Origin of the sequence: Massilia sp. UBA6681 (assembly GCF_002454935.1) — a bacterium.
Lineage (GTDB): Bacteria > Pseudomonadota > Gammaproteobacteria > Burkholderiales > Burkholderiaceae_D > Telluria > Telluria varians.
Genome location: NZ_DKJX01000095.1, coordinates 267 through 18,758 on the forward strand (window position 1 = coordinate 267; position 18,492 = coordinate 18,758).

An 18,492-nucleotide genomic window follows, 5' to 3' on the forward strand; every position below is an offset into this window, starting at 1 on the left:
GACACCGTCAAGGGTGGCGATTTCCGTGGCCGCGAGGCCGACGCCTTCCGCCTCGCGGAGGAGTCGGTGCGGGTCATCGATCACCTCAACGCCATCGGCGCGCCCTTTGCCCGCGAGTACGGCGGATCGTTGGCCACCCGCAGCTTCGGCGGGGTGCAGGTGTCGCGCACCTACTACACGCGCGGCCAGACCGGCCAGCAGTTGCAGGTCGCGGCGTCGCAGGCGTTGCTCCGACAGGTCGCGGCGGGCACCGTCACCCTCCACACCCGCCAGGAGATGCTCGATCTGATCGTGGCGGACGGCCGCGCACAGGGCATCGTCGTCCGCGACCTGGTGACCGGCGAGATCACCGCGCAGACCGCGCACGCCGTCGTGCTCGCGACCGGCGGGTACGGCACCGTCTACTTCCAGTCGACGCTCGCGCGCAACTGCAACGCGACGGCGTCGTGGCGTGCCCATCGTCGTGGTGCGCTGCTGGCATCGCCGTCGTTCATCCAGTTCCACCCCACCGCGCTGCCGGTGAGCGCGGAGTGGCAGTCCAAGACGACGTTGATGAGCGAGTCGCTACGCAACGACGGCCGCATCTGGGTTCCGAAGAAGGAGCACGACGACCGCCCGCCCGGCGACATCCCCGACGCAGAGCGCGACTACTACCTCGAACGCCGCTACCCCGCCTACGGCAACCTCACCCCGCGCGACGTCGCATCGCGGGCGGCCGTGACCGAGATCAACGGCGGGCACGGAGTCGGGCCCCTGCACAACAGCGTCTACCTCGACTTCGCCGACGCCCTTGCGCGCCTTGGCAAATCGACCATCTCCGAGCGCTACGGCAATCTCTTCTCGATGTACCGCGACGCCACCGGCGAAGACCCCTACGAAGTCCCGATGCGTATCGCGCCTGCGGCTCACTTCACCATGGGCGGCCTCTGGTCGGACTTCGACCAGATGTCGTCGATCCCAGGTCTTTTCGTCGGCGGAGAGGTGGGGTGGGGCTATCACGGCGCCAACCGCCTCGGCGCCAACTCGCTGCTGTCGGCATGCGTCGACGGCTGGTTCACCCTGCCCTACTCGGTGCCGAATTACCTTGCGCCCCTGCTCGGAGACGAACCGCTGCCACTCGATCACGAGGCTGTGCAGCACGCGGTCACATCGGTGCGTGATCGGATATCCCGGCTGATCGCGGTCGACGGAACCACCGGCCCCGACCGCTTCCACCGCAGGCTCGGCGAGATCCTCTATCGCGGCTGCGGCGTCATGCGCAGCGCCGACTCGTTGACGACGGCCATCGCCGAGATCCGCGAGCTGCGCGACGAATTCTGGTCCGACGTACGGGTTGTCGGCAGCGGCGCGCAGTTCAATCAGGAACTCGAACGGGCGGGCCGCGTCGCCGATTTCATGGAACTCGCAGAACTGATGTGCCTCGACGCGCTCGATCGCGACGAGTCGTGCGGCGCGCACTTCCGCGTCGAACACCAGACCGCGCAGGGCGAGGCNNGCGGTGCCGTTGCAGACACGAAACTACAAGTGAGACTTGATCAGTGAGGATGCCGGCATGAGAATCACCATCGAAGCCTGGCGGCAGGCCGACGCCGACGACGACGGGCGTTTCGAGACTTACGTGGTCGACGACGCGACAGCCGAGATGTCACTGCTCGACGTCCTCGACCGCCTCAACGATCATCTCGTCGACGCGGGCGAGCAACCCATCGCCTTCGACTCCGACTGTCGCGAAGGCGTGTGCGGCGCCTGCGGGATGATGGTGAACGGGCGCCCGCATGGTCCGACACCCAACACGCCGTCGTGTCGGCAACACCTCCGACACTTCGACGGCGCGACGCACCTGCGCCTGGAACCCTTGCGCGCGAGCAGTTTTCCGGTCATCCGCGACCTCGTCGTCGACCGGTCCGCACTCGACAGGGTGATCGAAGCCGGCGGGCACGTCGCGGTTGCGGCGGGTCAGGCCCCCGACGCCGACGCCGAACTCGTCGACCACAACACCAGCGAGAAGGCCCTCGACTACGCGGCCTGCATCGGCTGCGGCGCGTGTGTTGCCGCCTGCCCCAACGGTGCCGCGCACCTGTTCGCGGGCGCCAAACTACTCCATCTGGCCGCGCTGACCCAGAGCAAACAGGAGCGTGGCAGGCGGGCGCACGCGATCACCGGGCAGATGGAACAGGACTTCGGCCCGTGCTCCACCTACGGGGAGTGCGCAGACGTCTGCCCGGCCGGGATTCCGCTCGACGCCGTCGCCGGGGTCAACCGCGAGGCGTTGCGATTCGGATTGCGCCGCAAGGCGAATTGAGCGTCACCAGATCCCGATGAGCTTCATCCACGGCGCGCCGATCGCGGTCCAGATGATGATGTTGACCACCGACATCAGGAAGCCGACGCGGAACCACTCACTGGTCTTGATGTAGCCCGACCCGTACATGACACCGGCCGGACCGGACGAGTAGTGGGCCAATCCGCCGAACAGGCTGCCGATGAAACCGAAGACCAGCGCACTGAACAGCGGCGGCGCTCCGGTGGCGACCGCCGCACCGAGGAACACGGCATACATCGCGACGATCTGCGCGGTGTTCGACGCGAACAGATAGTGCACGTAGAAGTAGACGAGCGTGAGGACGGCGAACGCCACCAGCCACGGCAGGCCGTCGACGCTGGAGGCCACCTTGTCGCCGACCCAGTCGATCACCTTGAGCTTGCGGAGTTCGTCGGCCATCGCGACAAGCACACCGAAGAAGATCAGCGTCTGCCACGCTCCGGTGTCGGTGACGATGTCCTTCCACGTCAGCACGCCGGTGACGAGAAGAATCGCGATGCCCGCGAAGGCGGTGGTCGTGGCGTCGACGTTCAGTTGTTTGCCAAGACACCACAGGATGAGCAGCAGCACGAACGTGGCGGCGAGAATCCACTCGTTGCGCGACATCGAGCCACTCTTCTTCAGTTCGTCGCGCGCGAGGGCGGGGGCCTCCGGTGTCTTCTTGAGCGTCGGCGCGTAGATCTTCGACATCACCCACGGCGTCGCGATGAGGCTGACGAGACCGGGAACGATCGCGGCGAGTGCCCAGTTGCCCCAGGTGATCTCGATCTTCATCTTCTCCGCGGCCTCCTGGGCCAGCGGATTGCCCGCCATCGCGGTGAGGAACATGGCGGAGGTGACCACGTTGACCTGCAGCGCCGTCAGCATCAGGTAGGCGCCGAGCTTGCGCCGCGAGGCGTCGGTCTTCGGCGTCGAGTCGACGAGTTCGGCGAGCGATCGCACGATCGGGTAGATCACTCCGCCCGCGCGTGCGGTGTTCGACGGCGTCGCGGGAGCAAGGATGAGATCGGCGATCCCCATCCCGTACGCCAACCCGAGACTCGACTTGCCTATTGCGCGCACGAAGATCAGCGCAACCCGACGCCCGAGACCCGTGACGATGAACGCCTCGGCGATGAAGAACGACGCGACGATGAGCCAGATGGTCGTGTTCGAGAAGCCCGCGAGCGCCTCTTTGGGCGTCATCGTCTTGGTGACCATCGCCAGCGCGAGCCCGATGATCGCCACCGAACCCGTCGGCAGCGGCTGCAGGATCAGTCCCAGGATCGTCGCGACGAAGATCCCGAGCATGTGCATGCCGTTGGCGTCGACGCCGGCCGGAGCCGGGATGAAGTAGATGATCACGCCGACGATCAGTGGAATGCCACCGCGCCACCAGGTCGGGCTGAGATGGAAGTGGTGCGGGTGTTCGGCGTGGTCGGTCGAATCGGGCTGGTCGCTGGTACTGGGCTGGTCTGGGGAATCGGACTGGTCGGTCGAACTGGGCTTGTCGGTCGAATCCGGGTGGTCTGAGGGCGGTGGGTCCTTCTCGGAAGGAGGCGTCACCTCATCAAGGTTCCTCGCCCGAGTAGCATCCGGGCAATGTCCGACGCCAAATCGTCATCTACGCCAACGCCCGCGACGCGCCCTTCTCTTTCGCCCACCTACGCGCTGCGCCGAAAACTGCCCGACAACGGGCTCGGAAAGGCACTCTTCTCCCTCGGGATGTCGGTGCGGGTGCCGTACTTCGGCACGATCCTCCCCTACGTCGACGAGATGCGGCCCGGATACTGCAGGGTCACAGCACCCAAGTGGTTCGGCGTCTACAACCACATCCACACCTTCCATGCCATCGCGGCATGTAACCTCGCCGAGGTCGCGATGGGCATGCTGATGGAGGCGACGACACCGACGACGCATCGATGGATTCCGAAGGGGATGACCGCCGACTACCTGACGAAGGCGACCACCCGCCTGTCAGCCGTCGCCACACTCGCCGAACCCGTCGACTTCGCTGTCATCGACTCCGGACGCGATGTGGTGGTGTCCATCTCGATCACCGACACGCACGGCGTCGAGGTCGTTCACTGCGAGATCACCACCTGGGTGACGCCGACCGCGTGACCTGGCGCTCCACTTGCCCTGCCGGGCCATGACGAAACTCCTAGGCTGAACAAGTCAAGCAACCGAGAGGACTGACTATATGTGTGGCATCTGCGGTGAAATCCGGTTCGACGGCTCGGCGCCCGACGCCTCTGCCGTCGACACCATGACCTGCTCGATGACCCGTCGCGGTCCCGACGGTTCAGGACTGTTCGTGAAAGGGTCGGTGGCTCTCGGGCATCGACGACTCAAGATCATCGACCTGTCGGAGCGCGGCGCGCAGCCGATGGTCGACTCCGAACTCGGCCTCGCAATGGTGTTCAACGGCTGCATCTACAACTACAAGGAACTGCGCGCAGAACTCGAGGGCAAGGGCTACCGCTTCTTCTCCCACGCCGACAGTGAGGTGATCATCAAGGCGTTCCACGCCTGGGGCACCGACTGCGTCGATCACCTCATCGGGATGTTCGCCTTCGCCGTCGTCGACACCGATTCCGGTGTGGTGACCCTCGCGCGCGACCGGCTGGGGATCAAACCGCTCTATCTGTCGGAGACTCCTGGACGTCTACGCTTCGCGTCGTCGCTGCAGGCACTGCTGCGCGCCGGTGATGTCGACACGTCGCTCGATCGCGTTGCGCTGCATCACTATTTCAGCTTCCACGCGGTGGTTCCCGCACCCCACACCATCTACAATGGCGTGCGCAAATTGCCGCCCGCCACAGTGCGCGTCATTCAACCCGACGGACGCAGCACCGAACGTCGTTATTGGGAACCGGTTTTCGCGCCCGATCCCAGCCGTGCCGACTGGGACGCGGTGCGCTGGCAGGACGAACTGATGGATTCGCTGCGCACCTCGGTTCGACGTCGCATGGTCGCCGACGTTCCGGTCGGCGTGCTGCTCTCCGGCGGAATCGATTCGTCGTTGGTCGTGGCACTTCTCGCCGAGCAGGGGCAGAAGGATCTCGCGACGTTCAGCATCGGATTCGATTCCGCGGGAGGCGAATCGGGCGACGAGTACGCCTACTCCGACCTCGTCGCCGAGACGTTCGGCACCGACCACCACAAGATCCACATCGGCACCGATCGCCTCCTGCCCGCCGTCCCCGACACCATCGCGGCCATGAGCGAGCCCATGATCAGCCACGACTGCGTCGCGTTCTATCTCCTCTCGCAGGAGGTCAGCAAGTCGATCAAGGTCGTGCAGTCGGGGCAGGGCGCCGACGAGATCCTCGGCGGTTACTCGTGGTATCCCCCGCTGCAGGGGATCGCACGCGAAGAGACCACCAAGGCCTACCGCGAGGTCTTCTTCGACCGCTCGCATGCCGACGTCCTGGCGCTGCTCAACGATCAGTACCTGCTCGGCGACAGCAACTACGACCCCAGTTGGGAATTCGCCCTCGCACACCAGTCCGCTCCCGGTGCGGATTCGGCCGTCGACGCCGCGTTGCGTCTCGACACGACGGTGATGCTGGTCGACGACCCGGTGAAACGAGTCGACACCATGACGATGGCGTGGGGCCTCGAGGCGCGCGTGCCGTTCCTCGATCACCAATTCGTCGAGCTCGCCGCGACATGCCCGCCCGACCTCAAGCTGAATCCGAGCGGCAAGGGTGTCCTCAAGGAGGCATCTCGAAAGTTGTTGCCCGCAGCGGTGATCGACCGCACCAAGGGATACTTCCCCGTCCCCGGCATTCGCCACCTCGAGGGCGGAGTGCTCGATCTGGTCACCGATACCCTGCGCGCGCAGTCGGCGAAGGACCGCGCGCTGTATCGACCGGAGACCCTCGACCGGTTGTTTGCCGATCCCAACGGCACGCGCACCACGCTCGATTCCAACGAGCTGTGGCAGCTCGCCGTACTCGAAATGTGGCTGCAGGCCATGGAAGACATCACGCCACGGTGAGCGCGGACGACATCACCGACACCGGAATCGTCGACGAGCAGGCCGACGCGACGACTCTCGTCAACTTCGACGATCGTGGGTGGCACACCTACGGGCCGTCGGTCTCGCCGGACGGCAGGGCGTTCGCCTATATCGTCGACGACGGCGCGGGCTATCCGCGTGCGGCACAACGTGTGTTGTCGCCCGAGGGTGTCGGCGAGCTGCGCTGGGTGAGCGTCCCCGCAACCGGTCCCGTCCGCAAGCTCGTGCACTCGATGGACGGCGAATGGCTCGCCGTCGAGTTGGCGCCGAGTGGCGGTGAGCACCACCAGGTCTGGGTTGTCACCACCGATCCCGCCGACAACAGGTCGCATCGCATCGGCAGCAACCGTCAGGAGACCGAATCCGATTGGTCGAACAGGGCGACGCTCGGTTCACGACGTTCGTTCGGCACGGTCTCACTCGTGGGTTGGGACACCGATTGGGTGTTGATCACCGCGACGACCCCCGACGGCACGGCGTATTCGGTTCGCGCACATCCCGGTACGGGCGCGACCGAGATACTCGACGTCCGCGTCGGCGGCGCGCTGATCGACTCGTGGAAGGGCGCGGCGCTCCTGCGTGTCGGCCCTCGCGGATTCCGCGACATGCTGCTGCTCCGCCGTAACGAGGCTGAGGACGCGGCCGATTCGGACGAGATGTCGATGTCGACCATCCTGCCCAACGATCCCGGCTCGGTGACCGACCAGGGTTATATCCTCGACCAGGGATTCGACCACCCTTCACTCGTCTTCGTCGGTCCCCCACAGGATTCCAGTCGCGATCTCGACAGCGTGCAGGCTTTGGTCACGAGCGATTTCGACGCCAAGTTCCCCCGCCTGCTCGGCGTCGAGGTCTCCAAGACCGGCAAACGTTTCCGCGTCCTCGCCCAGCGCGCGGGCGCAGGACTCGACGAGTTCGCGGTCAGCAACGACCAGTCGACAGTCGCGATGCTCTGGAACGTGGGTGGCCGAAGCGAGCTGCAGATTCTCACGCTGCCGGATCAGACCTTGCACGATCCGATCCCGCTACCCGGCGACGTCGCGTCGGATCTGTCGATCAGTGCTGCCGGAACCATTGTCGCGCTGACGATTTCGTGCCCACAGCACTCGCCGCTCGTACACCTCGTGCACACGCCGACATCGTCGGTGACGCCGATCCGCGACGACGTGATCACAGGCACCGGCCCGTCGTCGGCGTTGCGTCCGGAATACCGCGAGTTCTCCGCGCGTGACGGAATGCCGTTGTCCGGATGGCTGTATCGCGCGAAGAGTACCGATGCGGGCCCACCTCCATGCCTGCTGTACTTTCACGGAGGTCCCGAGGCCGAAACCCGCCCCGACTACCAGTTCTTGTTCGGGCCACTGGTCGACGCCGGAATATCGGTGTTCGCACCCAACGTGCGCGGGTCGTCGGGTTACGGTCGCCTTTTCTCTCACGCCGACGACCGGTACGGCCGTTATGCGGGCATCGACGACGCAGCCGATTGCGCGGCACACATGTGTTCGTCCGGCGTTGCCGACCCCGACCGCCTCTACGTCTCCGGCCGCTCGTATGGCGGTTACCTCACGTTGGCGGCGTTGACCTTTCATCCCGAGGTGTTCGCCGCGGGCATCGCAATCTGCGGCATGAGCGATCTCGAGTCGTTCTTCCGGAACACCGAACCGTGGATCGCCGTCGCGGCGTACACCAAGTACGGGCACCCCGAATCCGATCGCGAACTACTCCGCGATCTCTCACCGATCCACCGCATCGACGACATCACCGCGCCGCTGCTGGTGGTCCACGGCGCACACGACACCAACGTGCCGGTCAGCGAATCCCAGCAGATGGTCGACGAATTGCGTGCCCGTGGCGGGATCGCCGAGCTCCTGATGTTCGACGACGAGGGCCACGAGATCGTCAAGCGCCATAATCAGCAGCGGCTCACCGAGGCTGTGGCGCAATGGATCACGCGTCACCCGTCTGCGGCGGCGGCACATCACGAAGTTCGTGACCGCAAGCAGGGGCACGTGCACCATGAGTAGCAAGATGACCAACCGCCTACTCGTCCAGCTTGCTGAGACCCGGTCGGGTAACGACCGCGCAAACGTGCTCGAGGAGATGCGTCGACTCATTCTTTCCGGAGGGGCGCCTCCCGGCACTCAGATCATGCCCGCCGACATCGCCGACGCGTTCGGAGTCAGCGCGATCCCCGTCCGTGAAGCACTGAAAACCCTTGTCGGCGAGGGGCTTGTCGATCACCAGCGTAATTCTGGATACCACGTCAGCCAACTGTCCCTTGCCGAACTCAAGGAGATCTACTTCGTTCGCGGAGTTCTCGAACAGGCCGCTCTCGCCCGGTCCGTCTCGAACATCACCGACGCGCAGATCGCAGCGGCCACCGAGTTTCACCAGGAACTGCTGACTGCGACGAAGTTCAACGACGGCAAGGCATTTCACGACGTGTCACGGCGGTTCCACACCACGCTGACCGCCCCCTGCGAGATGCCGCGCCTGCTCAACATGTTCGACGCGACGTGGAACCTCACCGAACCGTTCCAGGTGATGCGCTCCGTCGACGCCCCGACCCAGGCGAAGCTGAACTCCGACCACGCCGACCTGCTCGCCGCCTTCACCGCCCGCGACACGTCGGCCGTCCTTGCCGCCGCGAGCGTTCATCACGCCAGGCTCGAGGAAGCGATCATCGAGACAAGCGAATCACTCGGCGTGCGACCGGACCTCGCCTGACGGAACATTCCGGGACGTCGGCTCGGCTTCGGTGTCCGCCTCATGACCGGATGCCGCGACGGAGATGTCGGAGGTTGCCGACGCGACGTGGCCGGAAGAGACCTCGCGCGGAAAGGCAAGGCGTACCGACAGATACGCGAACACCGGTCCCAAGAAGTTCATCGCGACGACCGATACCCATGCGGCCCAGGGATTTCCCGCGTCGAACCCGAATCCACCGAAGAAGGTCGCAAAGTACGAGGCGAAGCCGAGGAACATGCCCGGGATCAACGCGAGCGCCCCGATCCTCCCGGAGAACATCAACGCCGAGTTGACCACGAAGATGATCACCGCAAGCACGAGGTTCTGCGCAAACCGCCCCTCCCCGGCGATCGTGCCGATGTGCGTATCGATGAGCACGATGACGAGTGCGAACGTCGACCCAACCGGCATGGTCAGCCACAAGCGCCTGGCGTTCGCCCAGGACGGACCGCCGAGCAAAAACGTTCCGGCCCAACCGATGAAGATCGCCCACGGCGGTAGGTTGAGCGCGGTCCCGCCGATGAACGCGGTCAGGCCCGCGAGGATGGATGCAACGATCTCGTGGGGAATGCGGTCACGCATGGACAACCTCCAGCAGTTCGGTGGTACGGGTGGTACGGGCGACGATGCGCCCGTCTTTGATGACGAAGCAGCGGTCCGGCCGATCGAGCAGCGCGTCGGCGACGCTGTGGGTCGACAGCACAACGAGATCCGCCCTTCGGCCCGGCGCGATTCCGTACCTATCCGCGATACCGACGATGTCGGCGGCGGAGTAGGTGGCCATGGTCAGCACCCTGGCGAGGTCGTCGGGACCGGACAGATGCGAGACCTGCGCGAGAAACAGGCCGATGTCGAGTAGGTCAGCATTTCCGTAGGGCGTGAAGGCGTTACGCACGTTGTTCGACGAGAAGGCGCATTGCACACCCGCGTCCCACAGATCGCGCACCGGAACCACACCTCGTCGAATGTTGTGGGTGTCGGTGCGCCCGCCGAGGTGAATGTCGGTCGCGGGCAGGGGAACCACCGCGACTCCCGCCGCCGCGAGGTCGGCGAGCACGGCGCGACGTTCACCGGCGGGTAGGCCAGCCAACGATGTCATGTGCCCCACCGCGACTCGCCCCGCCATACCGCGTGCTGCGGTGACCTCGGCTATCCGTGCGGCCAGACCGAAACGCGGATCGGAAGCGTCGTCGGCGAAGTCGGCGTGCATGTCGACTCTCACCCCGAACTCCTCGGCGAGGTCGAAGACCATATCGATGTGGCGGTGACAGTCGACGACGTCGGCTTCGTTGTACGTACACCCACCCACCACGTCGGCACCGCGCCGCAGTGCCTCGCGCATCAGGTCGATGGTGCCCGGCGCCTTGAGAATTCCCTCTTGCGGGAAGGCGACGATCTGCAGATCGATGCGCCCGCGATACTCGTCGCGCAGTTCGAGCAGTACCTCGACGCCGAGCAACCCGATGATCGGGTCGACATCGGGATGCGCTCGAATCAGACTGGTGCCGTTGATGATCGCCTGATCGATCACCTGCCGCGCACGGGCGGCGACGGCGTCCGGGGTGAATCGACTCTTGAGCGCGCCGGTTACTGCAATCGCGCCCGCGAGCGTGCCGTCGCGGTTGGGTTCCTCCTTGTCGAGGAGCGCCTTGTCGAGGTGCATGTGCGACTCGATCAAGCCCGGAATCACCACGCGGCCCGCACATTCGATTGTCTCGTCCGCCTCAGCCGTGCTCTGCGAACAGATCTCGCGGATGTGCCCGTCGTCGATCTCGATGTCGACGAGTGGGGCATCGTCAGACAACCGTACGTCGCGCAGAACCAGGTCCATTGGTCGCTCCTTCGGTGTTCGACGCCGCGTCGATCGGCGTCAAGATCTGTCTCCACCTTCGATCGGAGTTGTTTCCTCGCACTGCACGAGTCGTAACGCATCGGTTAAAGTTGGTCATACCAAGAGACCAAGTTCGACTGAAAGAAGGAGAGCGCATGCTGCGTCGCGGACACACACTCAGTGCCAGCACTGCCGCCTACCTGGAGAAAATGGTGGTCGACGACCTCTCTCCCGGCGACAAGTTGCCGCCCGAGCGCGTACTCGCCGAGAACCTCGAGGTCTCCCGCACCACGATCCGCGAGGCACTCAGCGACCTCGAGCAGCGCAGGCTCGTCACCAGGACACCCGGTCGCGGAACAGTCGTCGCGCGACGCTCGGCCAACGCCACTGCGCTGTTGGAGACGATGAGCGACGACGCGGAGGAAGATCACGTCGCCGAACTGCGCATGCTGATCGAACCCCAGGTCGCGGGACTCGCCGCCGACCGGGCAACAGCGTCGGATCTCGTTGCGCTCGAATCCATCCTGGCGTCGACCCACACGGGCCTCAACCCCACCGAATCACTCGCCCAGGATGTCGCCTTCCACATGCAACTCGCTCGAGCAGCACGCAACCCGCTGCTGGTGTCGCTCTGCCAACTCAGTGCGGGGTGGGTCCAGACGGTCCGCGCGCGCTCGCACGCCACCCGCGAAGGTCGACGCAACTCCTACAACGGCCACCGCGACATCCTCGAGGCCGTACGCGCCAACGACCACCACCAGGCGGTCGCAGCCATGACCGCACACCTCGAAGAGGTCGTCCGACTCGTCGAACGGAGCAATCAGTGACGATTCAGAAAGCCGGGACTATGCAGAAAACCGGGACCGTGCACGCCGCGAGTGAGAACGTCATCCTCCCAGCGGGTTCAGGCCCGATCATCGGCGATGACTACCTCGACTGCCGACCCGACGACGTGTTCTGGGGCGATCTGCCCTGCGCGGCCGACACCGCCATCATGTCGATCGACCCGGGCACCAGCGTCACCATCGACACCCTCAGCCACGAAGGCATCCTTTCCGACCAGGGTCGTGATCCCCGCGCCTTCTTCGGTACGCACGGCGTCGACCCCGACATGGTGCTCGACGAGGCAGTCGCCCTGTGCGCCTCCGACCGCACGCATGTCCAGGGCGTCGACGGACCGCATGTCGTGACCGGGCCAATCGAGGTGCGTGGAGCGCAGCCGGGCGATCTTCTGGCGATGACCGTCGTGGAGACCAGGCGTCGAGTCCCCTACGGCGTCGTGTCGAATCGCCACGGTCGCGGTTCACTGCCTGGCGAGTACCCGCTCGGCGGTGCGACGTACAGCGCATTCGTGTCGGTCGAGGGCGAGGGCGACGATGCCCGCGGAGTTCTACCCCTGTCGACGTCGAATCCACAACTGGCCGCGCGCTTTCCGCTTGCGCCGTTCCTGGGCATCATGGGTGTGGCAGCCGCGGGCGACGTGCGACTCAACTCGATTCAGCCCGGTCCGCACGGCGGCAACCTCGACCTCACGCTCCTGACCGAGGGTGCGACCCTCTATCTGCCGGTGCAGGTTCCCGGCGCGCTGGCGTATGTCGGTGATCCGCACTTCGCGCAGGGCGACGGCGAGGTCGCGCTGACCGCGCTCGAGGCGTCACTACGGGCGACCATCCGATTCGACGTGATCCCTGCCTCCGACGTGACCGCGCGCTTCGGCGAACTCGTGGCACCGATCGCCGAAACCCGAGACTTCCTGATTCCGACGGGCCTCGACCCCGACCTCGACGTCGCCGTGCAGAATTGCGTGCGCTCCGCGATCTCGCTGCTGGGCGTGCGGTACGGCATGGAACCCGCGCAGGCCCTCGCCTATCTCAGCGCCGCAACGGATTTCAACATCTCTCAGGTCGTCGACCTGGTGAAGGGCGTGCACGCGCGGATTCGACGATCGGATTTCGCGCAGTGACCGCACCCGACGACCTCGACGCCGTCGTACGTCGATTCTGGGCAGCGGCAGCAGCAGACGACCACAGCGCCATGCACCGGTTTCTGTGCACCGACATCACCTGCGTCGCAGGCCCCGGGGTACTCCACGGTGTCGCCGACACCCTGCGTTCGGGCGCGCTCACACACGCCATCGGCAGCCTGATCGACGTCCATACCTGGAGTTGCGGAATCGATCTCGGTAGCGCACTCGTCGTCTACGACGTTCCCGAAGGAGGCAGGGCCGTGCAGTCGCAGGTGTGGCGACGTCACGACGCGACCTGGCGCCTCGTCACGGTCCACACGAGCACGCCGCGTCGCGGATTCGATTCGACGGTGTGGCGAGTCGTCGGCGATCCACTCATCGAGGCGGCAGCACCGGGACCGCTGACCGGAACGACGGTCGCTGTGAAAGATGTTTTCGCAGTTGCCGGTTTCCCCACCGGCGGCGGGGTACCCGCATACGAACGGTCGGTCCCGGCCGCAACCGAGCACTCCGCGGCCGTTGCGCGGCTGCTGAACTCGGGTGCACACATTCGCGGCATCGCCCGCACCGACCAGTTCGCCTACTCGATGGCGGGCGACAACCAGCATTACGGAACACCTCCCAACGCCGCGGTCCCGGCAGCGCTTCCCGGGGGCTCGTCGAGTGGCCCGGCAAGCGCGGTAGCCCACGGCGACGCCGACCTCGGGCTCGCGACCGACACCGCCGGGTCGATCCGCACTCCCGCGTCGTATCAGGGGCTGTGGGGCCTGCGTTCCACGCACGGGTCCATCTCCACGCGCGGGTTGTTGGCGCTGGCACCGGATTTCGACACCATCGGCCTGCTGAGTCGCGACCCCGACCTTCTCGCACTGGCGACCACGACACTGCTCGACGCCCGGTCGACGACCGACATCGGTTCCGGCATGCCGACACTCGACGATCTCGACATCGACGACGGTGAACTCGCCCGCCTTGCCGAGGCATTCCGCGTACACCAGGCATTCCAGGCATGGTCTGTCCACGGCGACTGGATCACCGCGCATCCAGGTGCACTCGAGGGATCAGCGGCCGCACGTTTCGCCGTGGCTGCGGCCATCGATGCCGACGACGACGCCCGGGCCCTTGACGAACTAGCGGCCCTCGCAGCGCAGTTCGACGAGCAACTCGGCGATGATGTCCTCGACATTCCCGCAGCGGCAACGGCCGCACCCCGCCGTTGGGCATCCGACGCAGAGGTCGAGAAGACCCGAACGGCCACACTGCAACTGACCGCGATCGCGGCGGCAACCGGTCGACCCGCGGTGACGTTCCCGGATCGCGAGACGTCGGATGGCCCCATCGGACGCAGCCTCGTCGGTCCGCGCGGCAGCGACACCGCGCTCATCGCTCGGGCGATCGAACTCGCGTCCGCCAGTCCCGCCGCCACCCCCGATCAAGGAGGATTCTCGCGTTGCTGACCCGCATTCACGCGATCCCCACCGAACGCATGCACCTGTCATTGATGCTGGCGCTCACGTTCACCACCGGCATCAACGACGCCGTCGGCTATCTCGGCCTCGACAAGGTCTTCACCGGCAACATGACCGGCAACGTGGTGATCCTCGGCATGGCGCTCGCGGGTGGTTCCGGCCTGCCCATCCTCGGACCCGCAATGGCCCTTGCGGGCTTCATGATTGGTGCAGCTATCGGTGGGCGCACACTGCGACACGCCGAGCGTCGATGGACGCTTGGCACCACGGTCCTGTTCGCAACGGTCTCCGCGACGATGGTCGCCTTGGCCATCACGCTGTTCATCTCCGGCGACCAGCCCGAACATGCGGTGATGATCACGGTGACGACAATCGCGGCCACCGCGATGGGCATTCAAGCCGCCGCGGCGCGCGCCGTCGCCGTCAAGGACGTGACGACCGTCGTCGTGACCTCGACCATCACCGGCCTCGCCGCCGACTCCTTCTTCGGGTCCGGCAAAGGCGGTGGAACAGGTCGACGCACCGCCGCGGTCATCTCGCTGATCGCGGGCGCGGCACTCGGCGTGGTGTTGATGCGCGTCCACATGGGCACAGCACTACTCGTCGCGGGTGTGGTGATCGCCGTGGTCGCCGTCGTCGGTGCCGTCCACGATTCGCCCACCGGCCGAAGGCACCGCTCCGCGACGCACTCCGCCGCCAATGCGGACTGACGTGCGAATATATTCGGTGTGACGCGGAATATATTTGTGTGTTAATTGTCGGGTAACAAAGGGTTCTTAGTTTCGACTCAGGCACTTCGGAGACCACTCCGATGTCACCAATGCCCCGAGGAGAATCATGAGCGCTTCATCCGACGCGCAGATCGCCACCGAGCACCATAGTGCGGCGGGCGAAAGCATCATCAAGGTCGGCTACGACCAGCAATTGACGAATGAGGATCTGGCTCCGCTGAAAGAGCAGAGCTGGACCTGGTACAACATCTTCGCGTTCTGGATGTCGGACGTGCACAGCGTCGGCGGGTACGTATTCGCCGGAAGCCTTTTCGCACTGGGCATCTCGTCGTGGCAGGTGCTCGTTTCACTGTTGGTGGGCATCGTCGCCGTCAACATACTCTGCAACCTGGTGGCCAAGCCGTCCCAGCAGGCCGGCGTGCCGTACCCGGTCACCACGCGAATCTGCTTCGGCGTCAAGGGCGCCAATATCCCGGCAATCATCCGCGGCTCCATTGCCGTTGTCTGGTACGGAATTCAGACATATCTGGCATCGACGGCATTCGGTTTGCTGGCGCTGAAATTCTGGCCGGCACTCGAGCCCTACGGCGAGAACGGTTCGCACGCGTTCCTCGGCCTGTCACTACTCGGCTGGGCCGGCTTCGTCGTGATGTGGGTGCTGCAGGCGCTCGTCTTCTGGAACGGCATGGACACCATCCGCAAGTTCATCGACTTCTGCGGACCTGCCGTCTACGTCGTGATGATCGCGCTCGCGGTGTACCTGATCGCCAAGGCGGGCTGGAGCAATGTGCACTTCGATCTGTCGGAGGGCTCCGGTATCAGCGGAACGTGGCCGACCATCACGATGATGATCAGCGCATTCGCCCTCGTGGTCTCCTACTTCTCGGGCCCGATGCTCAACTTCGGCGACTTCTCTCGCTACGGCAAGACCTTCGGCGAGGTCAAGAAGGGCAACTTCTGGGGTCTCCCGGTCAACTTCCTCTTCTTCTCGATCCTCGTCGTGTGCACCGTCTCGGCGGGCGCCACCGTGATCGGTCGCGACGCCGACGGCAAGATCGTCACCGACCCCGTGCACATCGTCGACCAAATCGACAACACCACGGCCGCCGTTCTCGGCGTACTGACCTTCGCGATCGCCACCATCGGCATCAACATCGTCGCCAACTTCGTCTCCCCAGCATTCGACTTCTCGAATGTCGCGCCCACCAAGATCTCCTGGCGCATGGGCGGCATGATCGCGGCGATCGGCTCGGTCATCATCACGCCGTGGAATCTGTTCAACAACCCGAGCGCAATTCACTACACGATGGACACCCTCGGGGCCGTGATCGGACCACTGTTCGGCATTCTCATCGCTGACTTCTACCTCGTGAAGAAGCAGAAGATCATCGTCGACGACCTGTTCACCATGAGCCCCGAGGGCGCCTACCACTACCGCGGTGGTTGGAACCCGGTTGCGGTCATCTCGGTGGTGCTCGCATCGATCATCCCGATCTGCTTCGTCATCTGGGGCACCTCGTACGAGGCCAGCTTCACCTGGTTCATGGGCGCCGCAGCAGGTTTCATCTTCTACTACGCCGGAATGAAGTTGGCCTCGCCGTACTTCCTCCACGGCATGCACGTCCCGGCAGCGACCATCACGACCGACATGGAGGTCGCCGCCGACGGCACCATGCTTCCCGGTTCGCCGACGGCAAGCCCTGCCGCCGAAGCAAAGGACACAGCGGATTCGACGTCGAGCGCCGAGGCCGAACCTGCATCCTGACACCCGCCTCCGGTTGCTGAAACCCCCTCTCCCCCCACCCGCCCCCCCCCCCGGGGCCCCACCCCGCATCCGACGCAACTGCGCGGATCGCGATGTCGCCACGAGGCTCTGGTCAACACCTCAGAACGACGCCACATGAGAAGGCAAGGGAGACAACCACACCGATGAAGTTGTGCGTCATCAACCCCAACACGACCGCGGAGATGACCGCGGTGATCGCCGCCGCAGCACGGTCGGTGGCACGGCCGGACGCCGAAATCGTCGCGATCACCTCCGAAGCCGGCCCCTCGTCGATCGAGAGCCACGTCGACGAGGCACTCGCTGTCCCGGGACTACTTCGGGCCATCAGCGCCAACCCCGACGCCGACGGATATCTGGTTGCGTGCTTCGGCGACCCCGGCCTCGACGCCGCTCGTGAACTGGCTGTGGCACCGGTCCTCGGGATCGCCGAGGCCGCAATGCATCTCGCCGCGCCGCTCGGCCGAGGGTTCTCGGTGGTCACCACATTGCACCGGACGATCGGACGAGCCGCAGATCTCGTGGCGCACTACGGATTCAGCACGCAGTGTCGCGGCATCCATGCGTGTGAGATCGCCGTGCTCGACCTCGAGACCAACCCCGACACCGCCGAGATCCTCGCGAAGGCATGCCGTGAAGCGCTCGCGACGGACGGTTCCGACGCCATCGTGCTCGGATGCGCGGGCATGGCCGACCTCGCGGCCGAACTCTCCGCCGACCTCGGAGTCCCCGTCATCGACGGCGTCGCCGCCGGTGTCGGGATGCTCTCGGCGATGGCCGCGATGGGCCTGCACACGGGTACCGCGTCCGGCGAGTTCGCCGCACCACCGGTCAAGGAGTACCGCGGTCTGCCGCCCGAGCTCGATCCGCGATGACCCCGCAGGTTAGGGTTGATCCCCATGACCGTCCCCGCCGATCGATCGGCGTCCGACCACGACGCTGAAGTCACCGAACTGGCCTTCGCGGCAGCTCGTGGCGACCGTCGGGCGCTCGAGCAGTTCGTGCGGGAGACACAGCGTGACGTCTGGCGATTCGTCGCACATCTCGCCGACCCCCGCGTCGCCGACGACCTGACGCAGGAGACCTACCTCAGGGCGATCCGCTCGCTTCCACGCTTCGCGGGCAATTCGACGGCCCGCACCTGGCTCCTCGCCATCGCGCGACGCGTCTGCGCCGACGACGTACGCCGCGCAATGTCGCGTCCGCGCATCGCGGGCGGCGTGGACTGGATCGACGCCGCGGATACCCGGCAGCCGCGCTCGACGGGGTGGGAAGACGTCGTCGACGTCAATCTCCTGCTCGACGATCTACCTCCGGAACGACGTGAAGCTCTCGTGTTGACGCAGGTCCTCGGGCTGTCGTACCAGGAGGCTGCCGAGGTCACCGGCTGCCCGGTCGGTACGGTGCGTTCGCGCGTCGCCCGCGCACGCGAAGCGCTGATCGGCGCGGCCAACACTCCTCATCGGGGTGAACGCACCAGCTGACCTGCAGGCGACGCCGGTCAGGACCTAAGCCTTATGCCTTTTCTCAGGCAGGTTTGCGTACCCTTGAGAACGGCGACGGACCGTTATCCAGCCGTATCGGCGCATTCGTGTCGCGACGATGTGGTCGGTCCTCACCCCAGATGACGAGCGA

16 protein-coding genes are annotated in these 18,492 nt (G+C 65.5%); 13 read left to right on the top strand and 3 right to left on the bottom strand.

The window, feature by feature from the left end; genetic code table 11:
* Together sdhA and B2R83_RS16740 are read left to right on the top strand one after the other, a co-directional pair.
* On the top strand, positions 1 to 1,542 hold a 1,542-nt coding region (gene sdhA / locus B2R83_RS16735; protein ID WP_292043666.1), incomplete at its 5' end, for a succinate dehydrogenase (quinone) flavoprotein subunit.
* Positions 1,543 to 1,552: 10 nt separating this feature from the next.
* Positions 1,553 to 2,302: a succinate dehydrogenase/fumarate reductase iron-sulfur subunit gene (locus B2R83_RS16740; protein ID WP_049698827.1), complete on the top strand. Its 750-nt coding sequence runs from the start codon at positions 1,553 to 1,555 to the stop codon at positions 2,300 to 2,302.
* Between the two features lie 3 nt (positions 2,303 to 2,305).
* Here B2R83_RS16740 and B2R83_RS16745 read toward each other — a convergent pair whose 3' ends face one another.
* Positions 2,306 to 3,868: an anion permease gene (locus B2R83_RS16745; protein ID WP_049698826.1), complete on the bottom strand. Its 1,563-nt coding sequence runs from the start codon at positions 3,866 to 3,868 to the stop codon at positions 2,306 to 2,308.
* A 36-nt stretch (positions 3,869 to 3,904) separates the two neighbouring features.
* Here B2R83_RS16745 and B2R83_RS16750 point away from each other — a divergent pair, with 36 nt between their 5' ends.
* From B2R83_RS16750 to B2R83_RS16765, 4 genes are all read left to right on the top strand, one after another.
* Positions 3,905 to 4,426: a hotdog fold domain-containing protein gene (locus B2R83_RS16750; RefSeq protein ID WP_049698825.1), complete on the top strand. Its 522-nt coding sequence runs from the start codon at positions 3,905 to 3,907 to the stop codon at positions 4,424 to 4,426.
* A 79-nt stretch (positions 4,427 to 4,505) separates the two neighbouring features.
* On the top strand, positions 4,506 to 6,308 hold the full coding sequence (locus tag B2R83_RS16755) for an N-acetylglutaminylglutamine amidotransferase (RefSeq protein WP_049698824.1): 1,803 nt from the start codon (positions 4,506 to 4,508) through the stop codon (positions 6,306 to 6,308).
* On the top strand, positions 6,305 to 8,353 hold the full coding sequence (locus B2R83_RS23990) for an alpha/beta hydrolase family protein (RefSeq protein ID WP_292043675.1): 2,049 nt from the start codon (positions 6,305 to 6,307) through the stop codon (positions 8,351 to 8,353). The genes B2R83_RS16755 and B2R83_RS23990 overlap by 4 nt, the downstream gene beginning before the upstream one ends.
* Before the next feature lie 4 nt (positions 8,354 to 8,357).
* Complete coding sequence (locus B2R83_RS16765; RefSeq protein ID WP_049699038.1) at positions 8,358 to 9,056, top strand: GntR family transcriptional regulator; 699 nt, start codon at positions 8,358 to 8,360, stop codon at positions 9,054 to 9,056.
* Here the strand turns inward: B2R83_RS16765 and B2R83_RS16770 are convergent.
* A complete protein-coding gene (locus B2R83_RS16770; protein WP_049698823.1) occupies positions 9,027 to 9,659 on the bottom strand; it encodes a DUF1097 domain-containing protein in 633 nt (210 codons plus the stop codon). The two genes, B2R83_RS16765 and B2R83_RS16770, sit on opposite strands and share 30 nt — an antisense overlap.
* Complete coding sequence (locus tag B2R83_RS16775) at positions 9,652 to 10,908, bottom strand: amidohydrolase family protein (protein ID WP_049698822.1); 1,257 nt, start codon at positions 10,906 to 10,908, stop codon at positions 9,652 to 9,654. Before B2R83_RS16775 ends, B2R83_RS16770 begins: the two co-directional genes overlap by 8 nt.
* 155 nt (positions 10,909 to 11,063) lie before the next feature.
* Here B2R83_RS16775 and B2R83_RS16780 point away from each other — a divergent pair, with 155 nt between their 5' ends.
* The 7 genes from B2R83_RS16780 (at position 11,064) to sigC (ending at position 18,341) form a co-directional block, all read left to right on the top strand.
* Positions 11,064 to 11,735: a FadR/GntR family transcriptional regulator gene (locus B2R83_RS16780; RefSeq protein ID WP_049698821.1), complete on the top strand. Its 672-nt coding sequence runs from the start codon at positions 11,064 to 11,066 to the stop codon at positions 11,733 to 11,735.
* On the top strand, positions 11,732 to 12,871 hold the full coding sequence (locus tag B2R83_RS23995) for an acetamidase/formamidase family protein (RefSeq protein ID WP_231894072.1): 1,140 nt from the start codon (positions 11,732 to 11,734) through the stop codon (positions 12,869 to 12,871). Before B2R83_RS16780 ends, B2R83_RS23995 begins: the two co-directional genes overlap by 4 nt.
* On the top strand, positions 12,868 to 14,331 hold the full coding sequence (locus tag B2R83_RS16790) for an amidase family protein (RefSeq protein ID WP_049698820.1): 1,464 nt from the start codon (positions 12,868 to 12,870) through the stop codon (positions 14,329 to 14,331). Before B2R83_RS23995 ends, B2R83_RS16790 begins: the two co-directional genes overlap by 4 nt.
* Entirely contained in the window at positions 14,325 to 15,053 is a 729-nt protein-coding gene (locus B2R83_RS16795) for a DUF1275 family protein (RefSeq protein WP_049698819.1), read from the top strand. Before B2R83_RS16790 ends, B2R83_RS16795 begins: the two co-directional genes overlap by 7 nt.
* Positions 15,054 to 15,180: 127 nt before the next feature.
* The gene (locus B2R83_RS16800; RefSeq protein WP_049698818.1) at positions 15,181 to 16,839 is read left to right on the top strand and encodes an NCS1 family nucleobase:cation symporter-1; all 1,659 of its coding nucleotides are present in this window, start codon (positions 15,181 to 15,183) and stop codon (positions 16,837 to 16,839) included.
* A gap of 164 nt (positions 16,840 to 17,003) precedes the next feature.
* Complete coding sequence (locus B2R83_RS16805; protein WP_049698817.1) at positions 17,004 to 17,732, top strand: aspartate/glutamate racemase family protein; 729 nt, start codon at positions 17,004 to 17,006, stop codon at positions 17,730 to 17,732.
* Between the two features lie 24 nt (positions 17,733 to 17,756).
* Positions 17,757 to 18,341 (top strand): RNA polymerase sigma factor SigC, encoded by a 585-nt coding sequence (gene sigC / locus B2R83_RS16810; protein ID WP_049698816.1) that lies wholly within the window; start codon positions 17,757 to 17,759, stop codon positions 18,339 to 18,341.
* The last annotated feature ends 151 nt before the right edge of the window (positions 18,342 to 18,492 follow it).

Coding starts and splice junctions, on each gene's coding strand:
- B2R83_RS16770 (WP_049698823.1), bottom strand. CDS start 9,659: ATGCGTGACCGCATTCCCCACGAGATCGTTGCATCCATCCTCGCGGGC.
- B2R83_RS16750 (WP_049698825.1), top strand. CDS start 3,905: ATGTCCGACGCCAAATCGTCATCTACGCCAACGCCCGCGACGCGCCCT.
- B2R83_RS16805 (WP_049698817.1), top strand. CDS start 17,004: ATGAAGTTGTGCGTCATCAACCCCAACACGACCGCGGAGATGACCGCG.
- sigC (WP_049698816.1), top strand. CDS start 17,757: ATGACCGTCCCCGCCGATCGATCGGCGTCCGACCACGACGCTGAAGTC.
- B2R83_RS16780 (WP_049698821.1), top strand. CDS start 11,064: ATGCTGCGTCGCGGACACACACTCAGTGCCAGCACTGCCGCCTACCTG.
- B2R83_RS16765 (WP_049699038.1), top strand. CDS start 8,358: ATGACCAACCGCCTACTCGTCCAGCTTGCTGAGACCCGGTCGGGTAAC.
- B2R83_RS16740 (WP_049698827.1), top strand. CDS start 1,553: ATGAGAATCACCATCGAAGCCTGGCGGCAGGCCGACGCCGACGACGAC.
- B2R83_RS16755 (WP_049698824.1), top strand. CDS start 4,506: ATGTGTGGCATCTGCGGTGAAATCCGGTTCGACGGCTCGGCGCCCGAC.
- B2R83_RS16800 (WP_049698818.1), top strand. CDS start 15,181: ATGAGCGCTTCATCCGACGCGCAGATCGCCACCGAGCACCATAGTGCG.
- B2R83_RS16775 (WP_049698822.1), bottom strand. CDS start 10,908: ATGGACCTGGTTCTGCGCGACGTACGGTTGTCTGACGATGCCCCACTC.